Here is a 24,063-nt window from a genome sequence, read left to right as displayed (position 1 = left end):
TTAAATAAACAAAAAAAGTCAGGCCTTGATGGCCTCCCAGGTCATGCGGAAACCGAGCTGGCGGTGACGTGCCGTGTCCTTGGGAAAGCGTTCGACGTATTCGATGGTGCGCCCGGCGATGTCCTCGATCACCGAGGAAAGCAGGCCCATCGGGGCATCGATGAAGGCGCCGTCTTCCATGGCCTGTTCCATCATCGTGGCGATGGTCTGCATGGACTCCATGCCCCTGATCCGGGTGTCTTCCAGGATGAGGCCGGAGGCCGAAAGCCGGCCCAGGGCCGAGCGTTCCGCCCGGTGCGACAGGCCCCAGTCCACATAGCGCTGGAACACGTGCTGCACGCGATCGCGGTAATCCGCCTTATGGGGGTAATCCGGCATCACCACATCCGCGAGCCCCTGCTTGATATGCAGGTAGAGCTCCTGGAGCAGCACTTCCTTGGTCTCGAAATAGGTAAACAGGGTGCCCTCGGCCACGCCGGCACCCCGCGCGATGCTGGCCGTGCTGGCGAGCACGCCAAGCTCCGCCACGGCATTCACCGCGGACAGCAGCAGGGCTTTGCGTTTTTCGGGACTAAGAGGGCGGGCCACGGACAAACCTGATATAGCTGAGTGTTCGCTCAATTATGGGGCGGGTGTCGGCAGAATTCCAGTCCCTGTTTCGCAGGGGTGTTCACATGTCGGGAAAACGGCGATGGAAGACGGTATGTCGGCGCGCATTGCGCGCGTCGTGCTTCAAGATGTTACGGGGTTTCCCTATGATCCCCGGGCCGCCGTCACCACGGTCGTTCCATTAACCAGGGAGAACCCATGCAGATCCGGTCCAGCGACACCCTTGCCACCCATGTCGAGCGCCTGCTCGTCGCCGCGTTCGAGGCCGCAGGCCTGGAAGGCCGGGGGGTGCGTGCGGTGCCGGCACAGCGACCGGACCTGGCCGACCTGCAATGCAATGCCGCGATGGCGCTGGCCGGCGCGGCAAAGCGGCCGCCCCGTGAGATTGCCGAGGCTGTGGCGACCCTGCTGCGCGAGCATGCGGAATTCACCAGCGTAGATATCGCCGGCCCAGGTTTCATCAACATGCGCCTGTCGCCCGCGCTACTGACCGCACAGGCCACGCGGCAACTGGCCGATCCGCAGGCGGGCATCGCCGGTGAAACGCCGGAAACCATCGTCATCGACTTCGGCGGCCCCAATGTCGCCAAGCCGCTGCACGTGGGTCACCTGCGCTCGCTCGTGCTCGGCGAAAGCCTGCGCCGCATCCTGCTGGCGCAGGGCCATCGCGTGATCGGCGACGTGCATCTGGGCGACTGGGGTTTGCAGATGGGCATGCTCATTTCCGAGCTGTCGCGCCTGTGGCCTGAACTGACCAGCGACGGTGAGTGGACGGCGAATCCGCCGTTCTCCATGAACGATCTCCAGGCGATCTATCCGCGCGTGGCCGCCGAGTGCAAGGCTGACGAAGGGCGCATGACGGAAGCCCGCGCAGCCACCGCGCGCCTGCAAGCTGGCAACGCCGACGATATGCGCCTGTGGGAAACCATCCGGCGCGTATCGCTCGATGCGCAGACGACGGACTTCCACACGTTGGATGCCCACTTCGACGAACTCAATGGCGAAAGCCTCGTGCAGCCGTTGATTCCGGGCATGGTGGAAGACCTTGCGACGCGCGGTGTGGCGAAGCGCAGCGAAGGCGCGCTGATCGTCGAAGTGGCGGAAGAAAGCGACGACTCGCCGATGCCGCCGTTGCTGCTGGAAAAGTCCGATGGTGCCGCGCTGTATGCCACCACCGACCTTGCCACCATTCTTGAACGTCGCGACCGCCTGCATCCGCAGCGTATCGTCTACGTGGTGGATCAGCGCCAGGCACTGCATTTCCAGCAGGTATTCCGTGGTGCACGGCAGGCCGGATATGCCGATGGCATCGAACTGGTGCATGTCGGATTCGGCACCGTCAACGGCAAGGACGGCAAGCCATACAAGACGCGCGAAGGCGGCGTGGCGAAACTTCACGAATTGCTTGATGAAGCCATCGAGCGCGCGGCCGGTCGCCTGGATGAGCGTGTTGACCGTGCCGAGCTGGCACACGCCGTAGGCGTGGCGGCGGTGAAGTTCGCTGACCTTTCCACCTATCGCACCTCGGGCTACGTCTTTGACGCCGAGCGCATGGTGGCCACTGAAGGTCGTACAGGGCCGTATATGCAATACGCATGCGTGCGCGTGACTTCGATCCTGGCCAGGGCCGATGCGGAGTCGGCAGCGATGGGCACCATGGATATCGCCGAAGCCGCTGAACGTACGCTCGTGCTGTTGTGCTCGCGCTTCCCTGAAGCCGTGCAATCCGCTGCACGCCGGTACGCACCGAACGACCTGGCGGACTACGCCTATGATCTTGCCCAGGCATTCAGCCGCTTTTACGCGGAGTGCCCCGTGCTGGCCGCCAGCTCCGCCGAGGTGCGCGCATCACGCCTGTCACTGGTGGCGCTGACACGCCATGTCCTGGGGAAAGCACTGGATCTGTTGGGCATCCGCGTTCCCGAACGCATGTAACCCGGGTTTGGCACTAGCGCAAACCCTCGGTGGGAGATTCCTGGGGATCCGGTCGGTGTGCGCGAGCTTCTCACGATTGGCCGCGACAGGCTTATCGTATGCGGGCAGCCATGGCGTCGTGGCACACGTACATCCTGTCACCGGTATCGCGCATATACCGACTCTCAGGGTTCGCACGCGCGAACAATGAAGACGCTGCCACCCAGGCCAACGGCGCCTGACGATCCGACAAGCATGGCGCGCCCGATGTAGGCATGCTGATCTGTAATCTTCAGCGTATACGACGCGCCGGCCAGTGAGGAAATCGCTGTGGACTGGCTCTCGCCGATGGTAGTCACCTTGCCGTCGGGGGCGACCCAGTGGGCAATGATCCGTTCGCCATCACGCACGCCAAGGCTCGTGTTCCTGTCGAGGCTCTGCAGGTTGATCTGGCCCTTGAAAGTGTGCCTTTCAACGAATGACCTGGCCTCGTCGGCAGTACGAAAAGGCGGGTGGCCGGCGGCCATATCATCCAAGGGGCAGGCCGAGTCGTCAGGCACCATCATGGTGACGTCGCGCAGGCCTCGGAACGCGTCCCAGCCGCCTGCCGTAGCAACAGCCTTCTGAAAAAACGACGTGTTTCGTGTCGCCTGGATGATGGTGCCGATATCCTCGACGGGCGGCGCCATGCCGATGTCCGGGGATGCCGCGATAAATGTGAGGAATGAAAGCGTGGCCGTTCGCCACTTTGCATCGATCATGTGGTGATGTCCGGATAGGTTGGCTTTGCAAAGGGTAGTGCAGCACGTGCGGCACTTTCCGTGATCATCAATGGCCGCTGTTGTGATAGTACTCGTTCATTTAGTCATTGCGACAAGACGCATCGTTGCAGACCACCACGTCGTCCCTGCGAAGGCAGGGACCCAGGCCCGCTGACATGCTGGACCTCTCCAGCACAGGCCTGCTGGGCTCGACGCTGGGCGCAACCTTGCTCTGGCTAATGTCCCGCTAACTCTGTAGGAGCGCGCCTTGCGCGCGACCGGTTGTGTCGTACGTAAGGCGCATAGATTACTTATGCAATGGAATAGTGGACGGATGGTAGAGAGGTATCCGGCTGTGACTTCATACATATGGTTATGAGACTTGAAGCTTATATGGATGGCATTGGCATCAAGCTGTTTCAGACAACGCAGCCACGAAGATGTGATTTCTTCAGCGATGCGGTGATCCGGTTTCGATTCACGCACCCGCGAGGGTGCGACATGTGACGGGTGGCGTAGGTGCGATAGCGGGTCAGGTTTCAATCCACGCACCCGCGAGGGTGCGACTCCCCGGACCCCGAGGGTCAGGCGGTGGGTATGAGTTTCAATCCACGCACCCGCGAGGGTGCGCCCCACCACATCCCCGCTCACTACATCGGGGGTGGTTTCAATCCACGCACCCGCTAGGGTGCGACAAGCGGCGGAGACCACTTACCTTTCGCACCCAGCCGTTTCAATCCACGCACCCGCGAGGGTGTGACGGTGTGCGGATCGAGGTCGAGAGCAAGTCGGCGTGTTTCAATCCACGCACCCGCGAGGGTGCGACCCCAGCCTGTCGCGGGTCGCTGGAGCGCAGGGCGTTTCGATCCACGCACCCGCGAGGGTGCGACGACATGGTCGGTATGTTCATCTACCTTGAGAACAAGTTTCAATCCACGCACCCGCGAGGGTGCGACCGGCTATTGGTAGTTGATATTCGAGGGGTGGAGATGGTTTCAATCCACGCACCCGCGAGGGTGCGACGTTTCGGCCAGTTCCATGATGCCCCTGGTCGTCCCGTTTCAATCCACGCACCCGCGAGGGTGCGACTCAAGCAGATCGCAAACAGCCGCCAAGTGGCCGTGTTTCAATCCACGCACCCGCGAGGGTGCGACGAAGGTCGTCGGCAAGGATGAGGAGGTTGACCAGTTTCAATCCACGCACCCGCGAGGGTGCGACCGCGGCTTGTGGTGACGATCGACGATATGCGGCTGTTTCAATCCACGCACCCGCGAGGGTGCGACAGGCTACAACGGCCCTTCTTGCTGCGAACCTGATCGTTTCAATCCACGCACCCGCGAGGGTGCGACGACAAGACCAGCACCGCGCCCGTGATGTCGTTGAAGTTTCAATCCACGCACCCGCGAGGGTGCGACTACGGATGGCGCGTTGTCGCTGTATCGCCGAATAGTTTCAATCCACGCACCCGCGAGGGTGCGACTCCGGAAGCTGCAAGCGCAACTCATAGGCCACCACGTTTCAATCCACGCACCCGCGAGGGTGCGACGCCGCCCAGCTGGCTTTAGGAGCCGAACATGATCGTTTCAATCCACGCACCCGCGAGGGTGCGACGAGAGCGTCGCGGCCTTCGCGAAGCTGGCCAACGAGTTTCAATCCACGCACCCGCGAGGGTGCGACCAGGCCAGTGGTCAATACTGCGCGGAACGCCTCGTTTCAATCCACGCACCCGCGAGGGTGCGACGTACGGACTCGAAAATAGTACGTATCCGCCATGGGTTTCAATCCACGCACCCGCGAGGGTGCGACACGCTTGGGGAGCTCGTCAGCCTCATCGTTCACCGGTTTCAATCCACGCACCCGCGAGGGTGCGACGCGGGCAAACCAGACACCCGTCACCACCGACACGTTTCAATCCACGCACCCGCGAGGGTGCGACCTAAACCGATTTCAGCAGGTCATGGTACCCGCCATAGTTTCAATCCACGCACCCGCGAGGGTGCGACCATTGATAGTTGAATTGAGTTATCGACGGTCAAAGTTTCAATCCACGCACCCGCGAGGGTGCGACCTCTGGCGTTCCGCTGCCGCGCGTGCGGATCCGTGTTTCAATCCACGCACCCGCGAGGGTGCGACCCGCATGGCCGCGCGATTCATGGCGACTGCCTTGTTTCAATCCACGCACCCGCGAGGGTGCGACACGATGGACGCAGCCGAACTCACCCTTGCAGCCATGTTTCAATCCACGCACCCGCGAGGGTGCGACTCCCCTCATCATAAACGCCGAATTCCAAAGGCCAAATACCATCAATTCCGCGAACCTGGTCTTTGAACTACCGGGAAGCCGATCCATCCCAACCTCCGGATCGGTAAACATAAGAAAAATCATAAACTTGAGCTAATCGCGAACCTCCTGGGATTTCCCCGGACGCTTTCGGTTCGCGCTCGATAGACCTTGCCTGTCACTTACAAGGAATAACGTCAACCCCATTTTTGAGAATCCTTCCATTCCATACCGTCATGCCTGTTGATTAGGATGTCCCCCGCGCACAGGCGACAAGAGTCAACAACATCTGTCGCAGTCCATGAGACGAGTGTGTGTACCTTAAGGACACAGCAGTTCGGTAGCCATCATGAACAGGGAGCAGGGATGGAGTTCTACGCACATTCAACATCGCGAACAGACCGATCGGATTGGCAGCTGCTACGGGTGCACCATCGCAACGTTGGCGATTTGGCCGGGGATTTCGGGGCGGCTTTCGGCGCACGCGAGCTGGCAAGGGTTCAAGGGCTTCTGCACGACCTCGGCAAATACTGCGAGCGATTTCAGCGGGATCGTCTCTCCGGTCAGGGGCCGTCGCTGGATCATTCCACCCGGGGCGCCCAGATCGTTGTAGAGCGCTACAAAACCGGGGGCGTCATGCTGGCCTATGGCATCGCCGGACACCATGCCGGACTGGCCAACGGTCAGCTTGGTGAAGGACGCCGCGCCTTATTCGATCGTCTATCCAAGGATTCACTGGCCGAGTTACCGCCCCTGCTCCCCGATTGGGAGGGAGAGGTCGATTTGCCAGAGAAACTCGGTCTGCCCGAGGGGTTTCGCGTCGACAAATCCTGCGCCATGTTTCAGCTGACTTTGCTGACCCGGATGCTGTTCTCATGCCTTGTGGATGCGGACTTCATCGATACCGATAATTTTTATCGGTCCATTGAAGGTAAGCCACCCAGGCCATCCCATGGCCGGCCCTCTCTGGTAGCACTGCGAGATCAGCTAAATGCACATCTGGCAGGGCTGAATACCGAAGGTACTATCAACCATCAGCGGAAACATATCCTTGATCATGTGAGATCGGGTGCCAGCCAGTCCCCTGGCTTGTTCTCCCTGACTGTACCCACAGGAGGCGGCAAGACGCTTGCATCCATGGCGTTTGCGTTGGATCACGCCATTGCGCATGGGCTGGAGCGCATTATCTACGTGATTCCCTACACAAGCATCGTCGAACAGAATGCCAGTGTCTTTGAGGAGGCATTTGGTGATCTCGGGAAAGACGCGGTCGTGCAGCATCACAGTGCTTTTTTTGATGATCCTAGCGAAAAACTCGAATCCATTGAAAAACGCAAGCTCGCGACGGAGAACTGGGATGCTCCGGTCATCGTTACCACGGCAGTGCAATTTTTTGAGAGCCTGTTTGCAGACCGCCCTTCGAAATGCAGGAAGCTTCATAACATCGCCGGGAGCGTTGTCATCCTTGATGAAGCGCAGACGATGCCGCTGGAGCTCCTGAAGCCTTGCGTCACCCTGCTCAAGGAGCTGGCTCACAACTACCGTGTCAGTCCCGTCATATGCACGGCCACCCAACCTGCATTGGACGAAGACAAGGGCTTTGAGGACGGGTTTACCGGCGTGCGTGAGTTGGCGCCTTCACCTGAGGCCCTGTACGAAACATTTCGACGTGTCACGGTGAAGCATATAGGCGATGTGGATGACGACGAGCTTGAGAGTCATCTTCGCCGCCGTGAACAGGTGCTTTGCATTGTCAATAATCGGCTACATGCAAGGCAGTTGTTTGAGTCCATCGCCGACGAACCGGGTGCGTGTCATCTGACGACGCTCATGTGTGCAAAGCATCGGAGCGAGGTGTTGAGTGATATACGTCAGCGTCTTAAAGATAAAAAGCCCTGTCGGCTGATCGCCACATCGCTAATTGAAGCGGGAGTGGATGTCGATTTTCCCACCGTGCTTCGAGCAGAAGCAGGGCTTGATTCCATTGCTCAGGCGGCCGGGCGTTGCAATAGGGAAGGGCTGCAGAAGGCTGAGGACAGTGAAGTGTTGGTGTTCAGGACACTTGCCTCCGAACATAAGCCGCCGCAGAGCTTTAGGCCGCTAGTGGAGGCTTTCAATTTAGTCCGGCCTAAACATAAAAAAGACTTGCTGGGACCGCAGGCGATTACGTCTTACTTCCAGGAGGTCTATTGGAGAAAGGGTGCTCGACTGGATCAAAAAAGTATTCTGAAGCTGGTTCAGGATTCTGGACCAGAGAGCATGCCGTTAGAGACCCTGGCAACCTACTTCAAAATGATGCCCGAGAATATGCGGCAGATCATCATTCCGTTTGACGTTAACGGGCAGGTCGATCCAGGCATCACATCGATATTTAACGATCTCTCTAAAGATATCTCCAATGGACCTGGGGCTGCGCGCAAGTTGCAACCTTTCGTGGTGCAAGTTCCTCAGCAAGCCTACGATCTCCTTTGGCAATTCGGTGCTATTGAAGTGGTCAGCCCCAAGTACGGAGAGCAGTTCGTGAAGTTGAGTAAGTCCAAGCTGTATGACCGGCACAGCGGGCTGCATTGGGACAACCCGCAATTCGTTGAAGCTGAGCGAACGATATGGTGAAGACAGGACGAAGTCTATTTCGTCCTTTAGTGAATGTCTACAACCATAGGGAGGAGACATTCATAAGAATATTTGACATGCCCGTAAAATGTGGATAGCCTCCCTGCGCATTGAGGATAACTTCCTCAAAAAAAACAGCCCCTGGTTAGCGGACCAGGGGCTGTCTAGGGCAGGTGATCTCACGCCGTCGGGGCGTGTCATTGACGGCACTGATGTGCCGACAGGAGGGTGCGTATATGTCGCATAGCAATATGTTCAGAAGAGCATGAGGCCAACTGCCGTTGCCGAGCACTTGCTCGACGTTGTCACCTTACCCGGGTGCTGGCGCATCGGCAATGGCAGCCGTGGGGTGTGGATAGAAACAGTGATTGTCTCCCCCATAGGGAAGAGAAGTGTGTTGGAGCCCCCCACGGCCTGGCCGTGGGGGGCTGTTCAAGGACTCAACACAGGGAAAACCATGGCATACGGTATCAAGCTCCACATCTGGGGCGACCGGGCGCTGTTCACGCGGCCGGAGATGAAAGTAGAGCGCATGTCTTTTGATGTCATCACGCCATCGGCGGCGCGGGGCATTCTGGAGGCGATCCATTGGAAGCCGTCCATACGCTGGGTGATTGACGGCATCCGGGTGCTCAAGCCTGTTCGCTTTGAATCGATACGACGCAACGAGGTGGGCGGCAAGCTGTCTGCAGCGAGTGTCGGCAAGGCGATGAGGGCGGGGCGTACGGATTCGGTCGTAGCCTATGTGGACGAAGACCGTCAGCAGCGTGCGGCCACCATCCTTCGTGACGTGGGTTATGTCATCGAAGCGCATTTCGAACTCACCGCGAAGGCGGGTCCAGACGATAACGAGGGTAAGCATCTGGATATCTTCCAGCGGCGTGCCCGTCGTGGTCAGTACTTCCACGCGCCCTGCATGGGTACGCGTGAATTTCCGGCACATTTCGCGCTCATCGAAGACGGCGAGCCGGGGCCCGTGCAGCATGAAAGTCTGCGAGAGCTGAGTCGCGACTTCGGCTGGATGTTGCACGATATCGATTTCGCTTGCGGCAACAATGCGCGATTCTTTCGTGCGCAGATGGTCGATGGGCTGATCAAGGTGCCGCCCTTCGATAGCCCCGAGGTGCGATCATGATTCTCGCCGCGCTGAACGACTATTATGACCGCCTGCTGGATGATCCAAAGTCTGGTATTGCCCCGCCCGGGTACAGCACGGAACGAATCGGATTCGCGATCCTGCTGGATGCCGATGGCACGGTGACCGCGGTTCATGACCTGCGCGATAAAAGCGGCAAGAAATCCATCGACACATCAATGGCAGTGCCAGCCTCATTTAAGCGTCCCGGCATTGGATCGAAGGCCTTCTTTCTCTGGGACAAGACCAGCTACGTACTTGGTGTCAGCAGCAATCCTGCACGAGCACCACAGGATCATGAGGCATTCAAGGCGCTTCACAGGGAGGCTTTGCAAGGGCAGTCCGATCCTGCACTGAAAGCACTGCTGGCATTCCTGGACAGTTGGGAGCCGGCACAGTTCGCCACGCACCCGCAGTTTGTGCCACACGGTGAAGGTATTCTCGATGCCAATATCGTGTTCCGTTTCGGCACGGAGCGTAACTACCTGCATGATCGCCCGGCGTCACGAGATGCCTGGAGCGACCTGCAAGCCGTGGCATCGGGAGCTACGCGGGGGATGTGCCTGGTGACCGGAAAGGAGGCCGCCCTGGCTCGGTTGCATCCCGCTATCAGGGGCGTGAACGGAGCCCAGAGTTCAGGTGCGTCCATCGTATCGTTCAATCTTGAATCCTTCACTTCCTACAAGAAGTCTCAGGGCGAGAATGCGCCGGTCTCGGAAAAGGTCGCAGAAGCCTATACCTCGACCCTGAATCACCTGCTTCGACGTGACCCTTCCAATCGCCAGCGGCTTCAGATCGGCGATACCACGGTCGTGTTCTGGGCTCAGGCAGCGACGAACGAGGCAGCGGAAGAGGCGGAAGACCTGTTCGCGGCGGCATTTTCCTCAGGATCGGGCGACGATAAGGCGACGACACGCCTGGGTAACGTGCTGGGCCAGATCCGGCAGATGCGTCCGCTACGGGAGCTTCCCGGCCATCTGGATGACGGCACACGCATCTATGTGCTGGGTCTGGCTCCCAATGCCTCCCGCCTGTCGATCCGGTTCTGGGAGACGCAGGACCTGGCGACCTTCGCCCGCCGGTTGGCGGATCACTATGACGATCTCGAACTGAGGCCGCTTCCCAAGGGCTGGCCGCCGTCACCTTCCTACCTGGCCTTGCAGACGGCGCCGTTTTTCGAAGGGCGAGGAAAGGCAGAGGACATTCCACCGCAGCTGGCAGGAGAGCTCACCCGGGCCATCCTGTCCGGTTCCCGTTACCCCCGCAGCGTGCTTGCCAATCTGATCATGCGTTTTCGCATGGACGGCCACGTCTCGGCGATTCGTGTCGCACTGTGCCGTGCCGTACTGGCTCGCGAAGCGCGACTGGATGCATCACCAAAGGAGATACCCCCTGTGAGTCTCGATATAGACAATAAGGAACCTGGCTATGTACTGGGGCGGTTGTTTTCCGCATTGGAAAACATCCAGCAGGCCGCATTGGGATCAAAAGTGAACGCGACGATTCGCGATCGCTATTATGGCGCTGCCTCTGCGACGCCAGCGGGCATTTTTCCGGTGCTGATTCGCAATACGCAGAATCATCTCGGCAAGATCCGTAAAGATAAGCCGGGGTTGTCCATTACCCTGGAAAAGGATATGCGCCTCATCGTAGACGCGTTGCCGCCCCATTTTCCGCGCACCCTCGACATTCGCAAGCAAGGCCAGTTTGCCATTGGCTACTACCACCAGACCCAGGCGCGTTTCACTTCCAACGACAGCCAGGACGTCACTGACAACGCCTCCGAAGGAGATTCCGAATGAGCGTCATCGCCAATCGCTACGAGTTCGTTTACCTTTTCGACGTCACCAACGGCAATCCCAATGGTGACCCGGATGCAGGCAACCTGCCACGCCTCGACCCGGAGACCAACCAGGGTCTTGTGACCGATGTCGCCTTGAAGCGGAAGATCCGGAACTACGTGGCTCTGGAGACGGAAGGTAAGCCGGGTTACGCCATTTACATGCAGGAGAAGTCGGTGCTGAACAATCAGCACAAGCTGGCTTACGAGGCCAAGGGCATTCAGTTCGAGTCTAAGAAACTACCAAAGGACGAGGCCAAGGCGCGGGAACTGACGGCATGGATGTGCGCTAATTTCTTCGACGTGCGTACGTTCGGCGCTGTCATGACGACCGATGTCAATGCCGGTCAGGTTCGTGGCCCGGTGCAGATGGCATTTGCCACATCCATCGAGCCCGTACTTCCCATGGAGGTCGCCATTACGCGTGTTGCCGTTACCAACGAGCGCGATGTAGAGAAGGAACGGACCATGGGCCGGAAGCATGTGCTTCCGTATGGCCTGTACCGGGCTCACGGTTTCATTTCGGCCAAACTGGCCGAGCGTACCGGCTTTTCCGAAGACGACCTGCAGCTCTTCTGGCGCTCACTCACGAATCTGTTCGAACATGACCGCTCTGCGGCTCGTGGCGAGATGTCAGCTCGTAAGCTCATTGTCTTCAAACACGAGCACCCGATGGGTAACGCGCCGGCTCACGTCCTGTTCGACAAGGTGGCCGTGCGACGCGCAACGGATGCGGAAGGCCCGGCCAGGCGCTTTGCTGACTATCAGGTAGAGATTGACCGTAACCTGCCGGCCGGCGTGACAGTGGAAGAACTCTTCTGACGCAAGGGAGCGCGGTGATGGTCAACGACGACGATCTGATTCCAATTTCCGCGCTCCAGCACTATCTGTTCTGTCCACGCCAATGCGCGCTGATCCACATAGAGCAGCAGTGGGCAGAGAGTCGCGAAACGGCCGAGGGTCGGCTTTTGCATGAGAGGGCCGACCTTCCTGCTGTTGAGAGGCGTCGGGGCGTACGGGTAGTTACTGCCATGCCACTGTTATCCCTGGAAGAGGGTATTACGGGAAAGGCAGATGTTGTCGAGTTTCACGACATGGATGGCATCCAGGTTCCCTTTCCTGTCGAATACAAGCGAGGACGGCCGAAGGCTCATCGGGCTGACGAAGTTCAGCTTTGTGCCCAGGCGCTGTGTCTGGAATCCATGATCGCCGTATCCGTCGAGCATGGGGCTCTGTTTTACGGTCAGACGCGCCGGCGAAAGGACGTAGAATTTAATAACGAGCTGAGGATTTTGACGCGGGATGTCATAAGGGCGACTCGCGACATGTTCAGCACGGCAATCACACCGTCGGCAGAGTATGAGGCGAAGCGATGTGACCGCTGCTCTCTTATGGATGTATGCCAACCCAGGTGGCTTTCTCATGGAAGCGTCGCCGATTGGTTGACCCATCGCCTGGATGAGGAGGAGTAAGGATGCGTCGGCAACTGAACACGTTATATGCAACTACGGATGGCGCCTGGCTGCGGAAGGATGGCGCCAATATCGTCATGGAGGTTGAGCGGGAAGAACGGGTTCGCCTTCCGGTCCATATGCTCGAAAGCCTTGTGTGCATCGGGCGGGTTGCGGTGTCGCCTCAGTTGCTTGGCTATTGCTCTGAACAAGGCATATCCATTTGCTACCTGACGCCTCAAGGGCGTTTTCTTGCGCGTGTTGAGGGGCCGGTGTCCGGTAATGTGTTGCTCCGTAGGGAGCAATATCGGCGAACGGATAATCCGGCGCAATGCGCTGCTATCGTGAGAAATATTCTTGCGGGTAAGATCCACAATCAACGTGCGGTTCTGGCGCGAGGCTGGCGTGACCATGGGAAACATCTTCGTGATGTGCCTGGATTTCGGCACGCTTTGCAGCGTTTGAAGCGAATTCCCTCTCGTTTATTGGTCGAAGGTGATGTTGACGTGTTACGAGGGCTGGAAGGTGAGGCGGCGCAGGCCTACTTCGGCGTCTTCGGGCATCTGATCCGGGCTGAGTCGCCGCTTTTACAGTTTAACGGGCGGAATCGCAGGCCACCGCGTGATGCATTCAATGCGCTGTTGTCGTTTCTGTACACGTTGCTGACACACGACTGCCGATCCGCCCTGGAAACGGTGGGCCTGGATCCTGCGGTAGGTTTTCTTCATCGTGACAGGCCGGGGCGCCCCAGTCTGGCGTTGGACCTGGCGGAAGAGTTTCGGCCTTTGCTCGGTGAACGGCTCGCCTTGTCATTAATCAACCGAAGGCAGCTGAATGAAAAGGACTTTAAGGTATTTGATAGCGGTGCGGTTCAATTAAAGGACGATGCGAGAAAAACGGTTCTTGTTGCTTATCAAGAACGAAAGCGTGAGAAATTACAGCATGCCTATCTCGATGAACCGGTTGAGATAGGTCTATTGCCATTCATCCAGTCGCAGCTCCTTGCGCGATATTTGCGAGGTGACCTGGATGGATATCCTCCTTTTTTATGGAAATGAGGGAGTGGGCTATCCATGATGATGCTGGTCAGCTACGACGTTCGAACCTCTACGGAGGATGGCCCGGGTCGCCTCCGCAGGGTTGCCAAGGCATGCCTCGATTTTGGACAGCGGGTTCAGTACTCCGTATTCGAGATTGAGGTGGAGCCGGCGCAGTGGGTCGCATTGAGGAAGCGCCTGTGCGACATCATTGATCCGGAGGTGGATAGTCTGCGGTTTTATCATCTTGGATCCCGCTGGCAAGATAAGGTGGAGCATATCGGTGCAAAGCCGGTACTGGACCTCAAGGGGCCGTTGATCTTCTAGCGCGAACCGGTAGCGTCCTGGATAATCCCGGGAGGTTCGCGAATTTTTATCTTGTTGATTTTACCGGTTATCTGTTCGTCTCAAGGGCGCGGTGATCTGACCCGCGCCTATTCTTCGTGAGGTTTGCGAATTTTCGGGATTTTTTCCTTTGTTGGCATTGGCTTATGCTGGCGGAGTCACGCCCTCGCGGGCGTGTGGATTGAAACGTAGTCCAGGGTAGCTACCATGTCTTCGCCAACGCGTCACGCCCTCGCGGGCGTGTGGATTGAAACGCGATGGTCCATCGTGTAACCCAGTCCGCGCACGAGGTCACGCCCTCGCGGGCGTGTGGATTGAAACGTGAAGGTCTACGAGAAGGCCATGCATCGGCGGCGGTCACGCCCTCGCGGGCGTGTGGATTGAAACAAGGGTTGAAGCGTTTAGACGCTGCCTACGAGAAGTCACGCCCTCGCGGGCGTGTGGATTGAAACGTCTGCGGGGCACCAAGGGACGAGCGGAGGAACGCGTCACGCCCTCGCGGGCGTGTGGATTGAAACGTCACGGACCTTGCCGTTGTACGCAACGCCGTGGGGTCACGCCGTCGCGGGCGTGTGGATTGAAACCCGAAGCCCGTAGCGGCACATCCCATCACGGAGTGTCACGCCCTCGCGGGCGTGTGGATTGAAACGTTCGGGGTTACAACGGAGATTTTCTGCATGGCCTGTCACACCCTCGCGGGCGTGTGGATTGAAACTCGACCACCGGGCTGGTGTCCTGCGGCGTGACGGATCAAGCCCACGCCGGCATGTGATTGAAACCAGGACGCTCCCGCGGTTATACCGGATGTCCGTGGCTATACCCTTGTAGGAATCAGAGAGATGATGGTGTGTCAAAAGTACTTACGCCTCACACGCTTCTGATGTTTATGTAGCGAAACTTGAGCGATATCCGCCGGCCTCAGCCTTCGGTCGCCTCGATATTGTTGAGGGCCTTATGGCGGCATAGTTAATTCTTCGCGACAACCGGTCGCGCGCAGGCGCGCTCCTACGGGGGAGGTGGGGTGGTTTGGCACTTGACGGTGGAATGGGCGTGGCCGGTAGCATCGGGGATGATTTTCGGGGGAGGGTGACGATGAAGCCTTGTTCGTTGCGGCTGGCCGTGGTGCTGGCGGTGCTGTTGATGCCTGCGGTGCGCGCGGCGGATGTGTCGGTGGAGCGCACGCAGCGTATGGCTCGGGCTGTGACTATCGTTCGCGATGACTGGGGTATTGCGCATGTCCATGGCACGACGGATGCGCAGGCGGTTTTCGGTGCGGCCTATGCACAAGCCGAAGATGACTTCAATCGTGTCGAGACGAACTATCTGGTCTCGCTGGGTCGTCTTGCCGAGGCTGAGGGGGAATCCGCGCTGTGGAAGGATCTTCGTCAGCGCCTGTTCGTTGACGAGGACGAATTGAAGCGGCTGTATGCTCGTAGCCCGTCATGGCTCAGGTCCTTGATGGATGGCTGGGCAGATGGCCTGAACTACTATCTCGCGAAGCACCCCGAAGTCCACCCGCGCGTGATCACGCATTTCGAGGCGTGGATGGCCCTGAGCTTTAGCGAGGGAAGCATCGGTGGCGACATTGAACGGGTGTCCACGAAGGATTTGCAGGTGTTCTACGGCAAGGACCCGGCAGGTGCGCTGGCCCAGGTCACGTCGCCTTCGAGCTGGTGGGAGCCCACCGGGTCTAACGGTATTGCCATTGCGCCGAAGATCACCGCTGACGGTCATGCGCTGTTGCTGATCAACCCGCACACGTCGTTCTTCTTCCGCTCCGAATTGCAGATGAGCAGCGACGAGGGGCTGAACGCCTATGGTGCGGTTACCTGGGGGCAGTTCTTTATCTACCAGGGGTTCAACCCGCACCTTGGCTGGATGCACACCTCGTCGGGTGTGGATGTGGTGGACGAGTTTGCGGAAACCATCGTGCGCAACGGCGATAAGCTGACGTATCGCTATGGCAAGGAGAACCGGCCGGTCCGCACTCGGGAGATTACCGTCAAGGTCAAGGGCACGGATGGCGGCATGACCGAACGCCGCTTTACCACCTATGCCACCCATCATGGCCCGGTGGTTCGCGAAAAGGACGGTCGCTGGATTGCTGTTGCTCTGATGAACAAGCCGCTGGATGCCTTGCAGCAGAGCTGGTTGCGCACCAAGGCGACGGACTTCGCCAGCTATATGAAAGTGGCTGAGCTGAAGGCCAACTCATCGAACAACACGCTCTATGCCGATGACAAGGGCAACATCGCCTATCTGCATCCGCAGTTCATTCCGAAGCGCGACGATCGTTTCGACTATACGAAGCCTGTGGACGGCAGCGATCCTGCCACCGACTGGCAGGGTCTGCTGCCGCTGGACAAGGCGCCCCGTGTGCTCAACCCGCGCTGTGGCTGGGTCTATAACACCAATAACTGGCCCTACTCGGCGGCAGGCAAAGACAGCCCACGGCGTGATGCTTACCCGCGTTACATGGATGCCGTGGGTGAAAATCCGCGTGGCCTGCATGCCATTCGCGTACTGACGGGGCAACGTGACATGACGCCAGCATCGCTGATCGCCGCCGCCTTCGACTCTTATCTACCGGCGTTTGAGCGTCAGCTTCCCTTGCTCATCCGGGACTACGACGCGCTACCGAGCACCGACCCGCTCAAGCACCGGCTTGCCGGCCCCATCGGTCTGCTGCGCAGCTGGGACTATCGCTGGGGTATCGCTTCGATGCCGACCACCCTCGCCGTGTACTGGGGCGACAACCTGTGGGATGCCGTGAGCAAGGACGATACGCAGGAAGGCCTCACCATCTACGACGTGATGGCGGAGCGAGCGGGTTCACAGCGACGGCTCAAGGCGCTTTCGGATGCCGTGGACAAGCTGGAGCTGGACTTCGGTAGTTGGGGCGTACCGTGGGGCGAGGTCAATCGCTACCAGCGAAATGATGGAGCTATCGCGCAGACCTTCGACGATGCAGAGCCCAGTATTTCAGTGCCATTTACCTCATCGCGCTGGGGTTCGCTGGCGTCCTTCGGTGCGCATCGCTGGCCCGGCACGAAGCGCTATTACGGCACCAGCGGCAACAGTTTCGTGGCGGTCGTGGAGTTCGGTCCGAAAGTGAGCGCCCGGGCCATCACGGTTGGTGGCGAAAGCGGCCATCCGGATTCCCCGCATTTTGCCGACGAAGCCGAGCGCTACACGAAAGGCAACCTGCGCAAGGTGTATTTCTGGCCGGAAGACCTGCAAGGCCATGTTGAGCGGACCTATCATCCGGGCGAATGAGTCATCATGACGATGCGTTCCCCCAGACACGGTGTGGGAATGCATCCCTTCGGCGACGACATCCACCTGTAGGAGCGCGCCTGCGCGCGACCGGGCTTAGCGATATCCGTCAACGTTTCTGTATCACCGGTCGCGCGCAGGCGCGCTCCTACAAGAGCACGGTGCGCCGGTTTTTATCCGCACGAACACCGCAGGCCGGCGCGCCACGGTGGCGACCCGACGGCTCTTCTCCGCTACGTAGCAGCGCCGCGTGCGAGGCCGAAGGCGAGCCCTTCCTACGCAGCGAAACTTCCAAAGGCTGCTTTCCTGCGGAGCGTAAGAGCATCGCCGATGCGATCGGCTTCCACCAAGCCACTACCACGCAATCGTGCGGGCATTGCGATAAACGGTCGCGCGCAGGCGCGCTCCTACAGGGGTTCGGTGCGGAGGGCTTTTAGCAGGCCGGCCATGTAGAGGATGAGCACGACGGAGAATGGGAGGCCGCAGAGGGTCACTGCGGTTTGCATGGCGCCGAAGTTGCCTGCCAGCAGCAGGCCGATGCTGAGGACGCCGATCATCACCGACCAGAAAACGCGTACCCACGCGGGGGCGTCGGCATGCTCGTCGGACGATGGCGTTACGTCATGCCGCATCGACAGATTCGAGATCATCAGCGTGCCGGAATCCACCGGCGTCAGGAACAGCACGAAACCGATCACGATCACCGCGCCGGCCACCCACGGTGCCCAGGGCAGGTATTCCAGCAGCTTGAACAGCGTCATGGCCGCATCCGTTTTTGCCACCGCCGCCAGGGCATCCTGGCCCTTGTTCAGCACGAGGTTGATCGCGGTGTTGCCGAAGATGGAAAGCCACGCCAGGGTGAAACCCAGCGGAATCAGCATCACGCCGAGGATCACTTCGCGGATGGTACGTCCGCGCGAGATGCGCGCCACGAAGAGGCCCACGAACGGCGCCCACGCAATCCACCACGCCCAGTAGAACACCGTCCACGCGCCCAGCCAGTGACGGCCGGCCTTGTCGTTGTTGTACATGTCGAAGGTCTTGCCGACGAAGCGGGACAGATAATCGCCTGTGTTCTGCAAGAGGCCGTCGAGCAGGTAACGCGTGGGGCCGCTGAACAGCACGAAGGCCAGCAGCAACACCAGCAGGCGCACGTTGAGGTTCGACAGCCACACGATGCCTTTTTCCACGCCGGTCACCACCACCAGCGTCGCGACGATCATCATCACCAGCACGATCGCTACCAGCACCTGCGGGGTGTTCGGCACGCCGAACAGGTAGACGAGGCCGGAATGGAGCACCAGCGCACCGATGCCGAGGTTGGTGATCATCGACACCAGCGTCGCCACGATGCCGAAGCCATCCACGAAGTGACCGATGCACCCATGGATGCGCTCGCCGAACAGCGGTTCCAGCGCGGAACGCAAGGCCAGCGGCAGGTTGCGGCGATACGCGAAGTAACCCAGCGTCACGCCGACCAGTGCATACAACGCCCAGCCATGCAGGCCCCAGTGAAGGAAGGTCAGCACCATGGCGTCACGGGCGGCGGATACGGTGCCGCCCTGGCCGGTGGGTGGCTCGACGAAATGATCCAGCGGCTCGAACGCCCCGTAATAAAGCATCGCGATACCGATGCCTGCGGAGAACAGCATCGACACCCACGCCGTGTAGCCGAACACCGGCTTCTCGCCGTCCTGGCCCAGCGGCACCTTGCCGTAGCGCGAGCATGCCAGCCAGATCACGAAGGCCAGGGTGCTGGCGACCAGCAGCATGTAATACCAGCCAAAACTGGTGCCGACCCAGGTCTGCGCCGATTCGAGCCAATGCTCGGCCGCCTGTGGAAAGGCCACGGTGAGGCCGCCGAGGATGGCGGCGACAAGGGCGGAACTGATGAAGACGGCGCGGTTCAGTCGCATGGGCGCGTGCGACGCAGGGGCAGGACGGGACATCGGGGAAGGTCTCTGGAAGAGATGGAGCCAATACCAGGCGTTTCGCCTCCTCGACTTCCCTTGTCGGGCCAAGGCGCCGAATGATCCTACGCTTTGTTGATTGAACGTTCAATCAATGTCCGTTAAAGTGTTCGGACTGCCCGGCCGCCCAGGCGGTCACGATGGAGTGATTCCCGTGCCCAAGCGTGGTGTTGAACCCCTGCGACGCGAACAGCTGATCCGCGCCACCCTCCAGTCCATCGACCAGAAGGGGCTGGCGGAGACCACGGTCGCCACCATCGCCAGCAAGGCCGGCCTGTCCACGGGCATCGTGGCGCACTACTTCGGCGACAAGGACGGCCTGCTTAACGCCGCCATGCGCACGATCCTGCGCGACCTGAAGGATGCCGTGGCGCGTTACCGCGCCCAGGCGCCCAGTGATTCGCCGCGCGATCACCTGCGCGCCATCGTCGATGGCAACTTCGACGATAGCCAGGTGAACTCCGAAGCGATGCGCGTGTGGCTCACCTTCTGGTCGGCCTCGATGCACCAGCCGCCTCTGGCGCGCCTGCAGCGGGCCAACGACAAGCGCCTGTACTCGAACCTGGCGCACCAGTTCAGCCGTGTGCTGCCGCGCGAACGCGCGGTCAGCGCGGCACGCGGCCTCGCCGCGATGATCGACGGTCTGTGGCTGCGTGGCAGCCTGGTCGGAAAGGAATTCGACGCGGATAACGCCCGCCGCATCGCCTATGACTACATCGACAGCCAGCTGACGCCGTAAGGCCCGCGCTGTCGCCCGACCCAAGGAGCGTTATGTCCCTTCCCCTGCACAAGCTTTACATCCACGGCCGTTACTCCGATGCGGAAGGCGGCGCCACGTTCGACACCGTGAACCCCGCCACCGGCGAAGTCATCGCAAAGGTGGCCAGCGCCTCGCGCGCCGACGTCGAGCGTGCCGTGAAGAGCGCGTCCGAAGGCCAGAAGGTGTGGGCCGCGATGACGGCCATGCAGCGCTCGCGCATCCTGCGCCGCGCCGTGGACATCCTGCGCGAGCGCAACGACGAACTGGCCCACCTGGAAACGCTGGACACCGGCAAGGCCATCGCCGAAACGAGCACCGTGGACATCGTCACCGGTGCCGACGTGCTGGAGTACTACGCCGGGCTCGCCACCGTGGTCGAAGGTATCCAACTGCCGCTGCGCGAAAGCTCGTTCTTCTACACCCGTCGCGAGCCGCTGGGCGTGGTGGCTGGTATCGGCGCGTGGAATTACCCGATCCAGATCGCCATGTGGAAGTCCGCCCCGGCGCTGGCTGCCGGTAATGCCATGGTTTTCAAGCCGTCGGAAGTCACCCCGCTCACGGCGCTGAAGCTGGCAGAGATCTACACCGAGGCCGGCGTGCCCGATGGCGTGTTCAACGTGGTGCAGGGCCCGGGCCGCGACGTGGGCCAGTGGCTCACCGAGCATCCGGTGATCGAGAAGATTTCCTTCACCGGTGGCGTGGAAACCGGCAAGAAGGTGATGTCCAGCGCGGCGGCTTCGTCGCTGAAGGAAGTCACCATGGAGCTGGGCGGCAAGTCGCCGCTTATCGTGCTCGACGATGCCGACCTCGACCGCGCCGCCGACATTGCAGTCATGGCTAACTTCTTCAGCTCGGGCCAGGTGTGCACCAACGGCACCCGCGTGTTCGTGCCGCGCGCCATGCAGGCGGCGTTCGAGCAGGCCGTGGTGCAGCGCGTGAAGCGCATCCGTATCGGCGATCCGCTGGACGCGGACACGAACTTCGGCCCCATGGCCAGCTTCCCGCACATGGAAAAGGTGCTGTCGATGATCGAGTCGGGCAAGGCCGAAGGCGCCCGCCTGCTCATCGGCGGCGGTCGCGATACGGAAGGCGCGCGTGCACAGGGTGCCTATGTGCTGCCCACGGTGTTCAGCGATTGCCGTGACGACATGACCATCGTGCGCGAGGAAATCTTCGGGCCGGTGATGAGCATCCTCGTCTACGACACGCTCGACGAAGCCATCGATCGTGCCAACGACACGCATTTCGGCCTTGCGGCCGGCGTGGTCACGAAGAACGTCGCCGACGCGCATCGCGTCATCCATCGCCTCCAGGCCGGCATCTGCTGGATCAACACCTGGGGCGAATCGCCGGCGGAAATGCCGGTGGGCGGTTACAAGCAGTCGGGTGTGGGTCGCGAGAACGGCCTGTCCACCCTGGCCCATTACACCCGCATCAAGTCGGTGCAGGTCGAGATGGGCGAGTTCGCCAGCGTCTTCTGACGAACCTCAAGGCGCGCCGCGGTCGTGGCGCGCCTTTCCACACTCACGCGGGATCGTGGCCAGGCGCCGCGATGGTGCCGCACGTTCGAGGAAAACGTCCATGACCCAGCCAAACGAATACGACTACATCATCATCGGCGCCGGTTCCGCGGGTAATACGCTCGCGACGCGCCTGACCGAGGATGCCGACGTCACCGTGCTCCTGCTCGAAGCGGGCGGCCCGGATTACCGTCTCGATTTCCGCACGCAGATGCCGGCTGCGCTCGCGTATCCCTTGCAAGGCCGTCGCTACAACTGGGGTTACAAGACCGACCCCGAGCCGCATATGAACAACCGCGTGATGGATTGCGGTCGCGGCAAGGGCCTGGGTGGTTCGTCGCTGATCAACGGCATGTGCTACATCCGCGGCAACGCCATGGATTACGACAACTGGGCCAAGGCCGAGGGCCTTGAGCACTGGCAGTACAACCAGTGCCTGCCGTACTTCCGCAAGGCGGAAACGCGTGACATCGGCCCCAACGATTACCACGGTGGCGACGGCCCGGTGTCGGTCACCACGCCGAAGCGCGGCCATAACGAGCTGTTCCAGGCGATGGTGGATGCCGGTGTGCAGGCGGGTTATCCGCGCACCGACGATCTCAACGGTTACCAGCAGGAAGGCTTCGGCCCCATGGACCGCACGGTGACGCCGCAGGGCCGTCGTGCCAGCACGGCACGCGGTTACCTCGATCAGGCCCGTCCGCGTCCGAACATCACCATCGTCACCCATGCGCTCACCGACCGCATCCTGTTCAACGGCAAGCGCGCCGAGGGCGTGGCGTGGCTGAAGAACGGGGAGGGCGAATTGCAGAAAGCCTTCGCCCGTCGCGAAGTGCTGCTGTGCAGCGGCGCCATCGCTTCGCCCCAGGTGCTCCAGCGTTCCGGCGTGGGCCCGGCCGCGTTGCTGCGCTCGCTGGATATCCCGGTGGTGCACGATCTGCCCGGCGTGGGGGCGAACCTGCAGGACCATCTGGAGATGTACCTCCAATACGAGTGCAAAAAGCCCGTGTCGCTGGCGCCCGCACTGAAGTGGTACAACCAGCCGGCCATCGGCGCGCAGTGGCTGTTCATGGGCACGGGTATCGGTGCGAGCAACCAGTTCGAGGCGGGTGGCTTCATTCGTACCGAAGACGAGTTCGAATGGCCGAACCTGCAGTATCACTTCCTGCCGGTAGCCATCAATTACGACGGATCCAACCCGATCAAGGTGCATAGCTTCCAGATGCACGTAGGCTCCATGCGTTCGCCCAGCCGTGGCCGCATCCACGTACGCTCGCGCGATCCGCGCGTGCATCCGAGCATCCTGTTCAACTACATGTCGCACGAGCAGGACTGGCGCGAGTTCCGCTCGGCCATCCGCATCACGCGTGAGATCTTCGCGCAGCCGGCCCTGTCGGCCTACAGCGGCAAGGAAATCTCGCCGGGCCAGCACCTGCGTACGGATGCGGAACTGGATGCCTTCGTGCGCGAGCACGCCGAGACGGCGTATCACCCGTCGTGCTCGAACAAGATGGGCCCGGCCAGCGATCCGATGGCGGTGGTGGATGGCTACGGTCGCGTGCACGGCATGGAAGGGCTCCGCGTCATCGACGCGTCGATCATGCCGCAGGTGGTCACGGGCAATCTCAATGCGCCCACGATCATGATCGCAGAGAAGATGGCCGACGCCATCCGTGGCCGCACTGCGCTGCCGCCCAGCCTGGCGCCTTACTACAAGGCCAACGGCGCTCCGGTCCGTCGCACGCGGTAGCCGCGGGTGACGCTGCGACCGATCCTGTGTGCCTGCGCGCTGGTGGCGATGCCGCCAGCGCGTGCGGCCAGTGACTGGGCTCTTTCTGGCAACGTGGGTTTGCGCAGCACCTATGTATCGCGAGGCATCGGGCAGACGGACGGCAACCCGTCGCGGTTCTTCGGTGCCGACGTGGCATGGCGGGATACGTTCTATGTCGGCACGTGGTCGTCGAACGTGGATTTCTCGGCCTCCGGCGATCGTCATACGCAGCGCGAGTACGACGTGTATGCCGGCTGGCGTCGGACGCTGGGGGTGTTTACGCTCGACCTTGGCTATGCCCGGTACATCTACAGCCACCAGCCCCGCGACGGAAGGCTGGGATATGCCGAGTGGTATGTGCGCGGCAGTGTTCCCGCGGGGCCCGTGTTGCTGGGGCTTTCAGTGAACTATTCGCCGGACTATCCCGGCATGGCGGGGCGTGCGTATTACACGGAAGCCAGTGCCGCCTGGGCCATCGACGCGGCGTGGACGCTGTCAGGTGTGGTGGCGCGGCAGCAGGAAGCCCATGCGATGTTTCACGGCAACGGGCGCATCGGTGCATTTGGCTACAACGCGTGGAATATCGGTGTGACGTGGCGATTCAGCCCGATGTGGAGCACGGACCTGCGCTACTGGGATACAGATGCACACGAGTCGGGCTCACCATTCCACCCCCACCTCGTGGCCTCCCTGAAAGCCGATATCTAATGGCCTCACCGATCCACTGTAGGAGCGCGCCTTGCGCGCGACCGATGTGGCGAATGCGATGAATGATTTCGC

General features: G+C 60.6%; 16 protein-coding genes and 2 CRISPR repeat arrays. Of the genes, 13 read left to right on the top strand and 3 right to left on the bottom strand.

The features are described 5' to 3' along the window. Positions 1–18: 18 nt before the first annotated feature. Positions 19–588: a TetR family transcriptional regulator gene (locus HBF25_RS20115; protein ID WP_166952011.1), complete on the bottom strand. Its 570-nt coding sequence runs from the start codon at positions 586–588 to the stop codon at positions 19–21. Positions 589–807: 219 nt separating this feature from the next. Here HBF25_RS20115 and argS point away from each other — a divergent pair, with 219 nt between their 5' ends. Then, entirely contained in the window at positions 808–2,544 is a 1,737-nt protein-coding gene (gene argS, locus HBF25_RS20110; RefSeq protein WP_166952008.1) for an arginine--tRNA ligase, read from the top strand. Between the two features lie 164 nt (positions 2,545–2,708). Here the strand turns inward: argS and HBF25_RS20105 are convergent, their stop codons facing one another. Continuing rightward, on the bottom strand, positions 2,709–3,284 hold the full coding sequence (locus HBF25_RS20105; protein ID WP_166952005.1) for a hypothetical protein: 576 nt from the start codon (positions 3,282–3,284) through the stop codon (positions 2,709–2,711). A gap of 470 nt (positions 3,285–3,754) precedes the next feature. Continuing rightward, a CRISPR array of direct repeats spans positions 3,755–5,547; the repeat unit is 31 nt; unit sequence GTTTCAATCCACGCACCCGCGAGGGTGCGAC. A 384-nt stretch (positions 5,548–5,931) separates the two neighbouring features. On the opposite strand from HBF25_RS20105, the gene HBF25_RS20100 reads away from it, so the two are divergent. The 8 genes from HBF25_RS20100 to HBF25_RS20065 all read left to right on the top strand — a co-directional run bounded on the left by HBF25_RS20100 (position 5,932) and on the right by HBF25_RS20065 (position 17,262). After that, positions 5,932–8,178, top strand: coding sequence for a CRISPR-associated endonuclease Cas3'' (locus HBF25_RS20100; RefSeq protein ID WP_166952002.1), 2,247 nt, complete (start codon positions 5,932–5,934; stop codon positions 8,176–8,178). 265 nt (positions 8,179–8,443) lie between these two features. Then, positions 8,444–9,313 carry a type I-C CRISPR-associated protein Cas5c gene (cas5c, locus tag HBF25_RS20095; RefSeq protein WP_279588228.1) on the top strand — a complete coding sequence of 290 codons (870 nt, stop codon included), beginning with the start codon at positions 8,444–8,446 and terminating at the stop codon, positions 9,311–9,313. Then, the gene (cas8c, locus tag HBF25_RS20090) at positions 9,310–11,115 is read left to right on the top strand and encodes a type I-C CRISPR-associated protein Cas8c/Csd1 (RefSeq protein WP_166951999.1); all 1,806 of its coding nucleotides are present in this window, start codon (positions 9,310–9,312) and stop codon (positions 11,113–11,115) included. Before cas5c ends, cas8c begins: the two co-directional genes overlap by 4 nt. Then, positions 11,112–11,975, top strand: coding sequence for a type I-C CRISPR-associated protein Cas7/Csd2 (gene cas7c / locus HBF25_RS20085; protein ID WP_166951996.1), 864 nt, complete (start codon positions 11,112–11,114; stop codon positions 11,973–11,975). The genes cas8c and cas7c overlap by 4 nt, the downstream gene beginning before the upstream one ends. Positions 11,976–11,992: 17 nt before the next feature. Continuing rightward, the gene (gene cas4, locus HBF25_RS20080) at positions 11,993–12,625 is read left to right on the top strand and encodes a CRISPR-associated protein Cas4 (RefSeq protein ID WP_166951993.1); all 633 of its coding nucleotides are present in this window, start codon (positions 11,993–11,995) and stop codon (positions 12,623–12,625) included. A 2-nt stretch (positions 12,626–12,627) separates the two neighbouring features. Beyond that, positions 12,628–13,662, top strand: a complete 1,035-nt coding sequence (gene cas1c / locus HBF25_RS20075) for a type I-C CRISPR-associated endonuclease Cas1c (RefSeq protein ID WP_166951990.1) — start codon at positions 12,628–12,630, stop codon at positions 13,660–13,662. Between the two features lie 15 nt (positions 13,663–13,677). Next, on the top strand, positions 13,678–13,968 hold the full coding sequence (gene cas2, locus HBF25_RS20070; protein ID WP_166951987.1) for a CRISPR-associated endonuclease Cas2: 291 nt from the start codon (positions 13,678–13,680) through the stop codon (positions 13,966–13,968). A 175-nt stretch (positions 13,969–14,143) separates the two neighbouring features. Next, positions 14,144–14,702: a CRISPR direct-repeat array (repeat unit 32 nt; unit sequence GTCACGCCCTCGCGGGCGTGTGGATTGAAACG). 424 nt (positions 14,703–15,126) lie between these two features. Further along, entirely contained in the window at positions 15,127–17,262 is a 2,136-nt protein-coding gene (locus tag HBF25_RS20065) for a penicillin acylase family protein (protein ID WP_425483514.1), read from the top strand. Positions 17,263–17,669: 407 nt separating this feature from the next. On the opposite strand, the gene HBF25_RS20060 is transcribed toward HBF25_RS20065, so the two are convergent. Next, entirely contained in the window at positions 17,670–19,178 is a 1,509-nt protein-coding gene (locus HBF25_RS20060; RefSeq protein ID WP_243853332.1) for a BCCT family transporter, read from the bottom strand. Positions 19,179–19,386: 208 nt separating this feature from the next. Here HBF25_RS20060 and betI point away from each other — a divergent pair, with 208 nt between their 5' ends. The 4 genes from betI to HBF25_RS20040 all read left to right on the top strand — a co-directional run bounded on the left by betI (position 19,387) and on the right by HBF25_RS20040 (position 23,991). Beyond that, positions 19,387–19,971 carry a transcriptional regulator BetI gene (gene betI, locus HBF25_RS20055; RefSeq protein WP_166951982.1) on the top strand — a complete coding sequence of 195 codons (585 nt, stop codon included), beginning with the start codon at positions 19,387–19,389 and terminating at the stop codon, positions 19,969–19,971. Positions 19,972–20,003: 32 nt separating this feature from the next. Beyond that, positions 20,004–21,473 (top strand): betaine-aldehyde dehydrogenase, encoded by a 1,470-nt coding sequence (gene betB / locus HBF25_RS20050; protein ID WP_166951979.1) that lies wholly within the window; start codon positions 20,004–20,006, stop codon positions 21,471–21,473. A 100-nt stretch (positions 21,474–21,573) separates the two neighbouring features. Beyond that, a complete protein-coding gene (betA, locus tag HBF25_RS20045) occupies positions 21,574–23,262 on the top strand; it encodes a choline dehydrogenase (RefSeq protein ID WP_166951976.1) in 1,689 nt (562 codons plus the stop codon). A gap of 6 nt (positions 23,263–23,268) precedes the next feature. After that, positions 23,269–23,991, top strand: coding sequence for a TorF family putative porin (locus HBF25_RS20040; protein ID WP_166951973.1), 723 nt, complete (start codon positions 23,269–23,271; stop codon positions 23,989–23,991). Positions 23,992–24,063: the final 72 nt, after the last annotated feature.

The sequence above is a fragment of the Luteibacter anthropi genome (assembly GCF_011759365.1).
GTDB lineage: Bacteria > Pseudomonadota > Gammaproteobacteria > Xanthomonadales > Rhodanobacteraceae > Luteibacter > Luteibacter anthropi.
Note: the sequence above shows the minus strand (reverse complement) of the source record. Positions and strands in the feature narration are given on the sequence as shown.

Coding starts and splice junctions, on each gene's coding strand:
- argS (WP_166952008.1), top strand. CDS start 808: ATGCAGATCCGGTCCAGCGACACCCTTGCCACCCATGTCGAGCGCCTG.
- HBF25_RS20105 (WP_166952005.1), bottom strand. CDS start 3,284: ATGATCGATGCAAAGTGGCGAACGGCCACGCTTTCATTCCTCACATTT.
- HBF25_RS20100 (WP_166952002.1), top strand. CDS start 5,932: ATGGAGTTCTACGCACATTCAACATCGCGAACAGACCGATCGGATTGG.
- cas5c (WP_279588228.1), top strand. CDS start 8,444: ATGAGGCCAACTGCCGTTGCCGAGCACTTGCTCGACGTTGTCACCTTA.
- cas8c (WP_166951999.1), top strand. CDS start 9,310: ATGATTCTCGCCGCGCTGAACGACTATTATGACCGCCTGCTGGATGAT.
- cas7c (WP_166951996.1), top strand. CDS start 11,112: ATGAGCGTCATCGCCAATCGCTACGAGTTCGTTTACCTTTTCGACGTC.
- cas4 (WP_166951993.1), top strand. CDS start 11,993: ATGGTCAACGACGACGATCTGATTCCAATTTCCGCGCTCCAGCACTAT.
- cas1c (WP_166951990.1), top strand. CDS start 12,628: ATGCGTCGGCAACTGAACACGTTATATGCAACTACGGATGGCGCCTGG.
- cas2 (WP_166951987.1), top strand. CDS start 13,678: ATGATGATGCTGGTCAGCTACGACGTTCGAACCTCTACGGAGGATGGC.
- HBF25_RS20065 (WP_425483514.1), top strand. CDS start 15,127: ATGCCTGCGGTGCGCGCGGCGGATGTGTCGGTGGAGCGCACGCAGCGT.
- HBF25_RS20060 (WP_243853332.1), bottom strand. CDS start 19,178: ATGCGACTGAACCGCGCCGTCTTCATCAGTTCCGCCCTTGTCGCCGCC.
- betB (WP_166951979.1), top strand. CDS start 20,004: ATGTCCCTTCCCCTGCACAAGCTTTACATCCACGGCCGTTACTCCGAT.
- betA (WP_166951976.1), top strand. CDS start 21,574: ATGACCCAGCCAAACGAATACGACTACATCATCATCGGCGCCGGTTCC.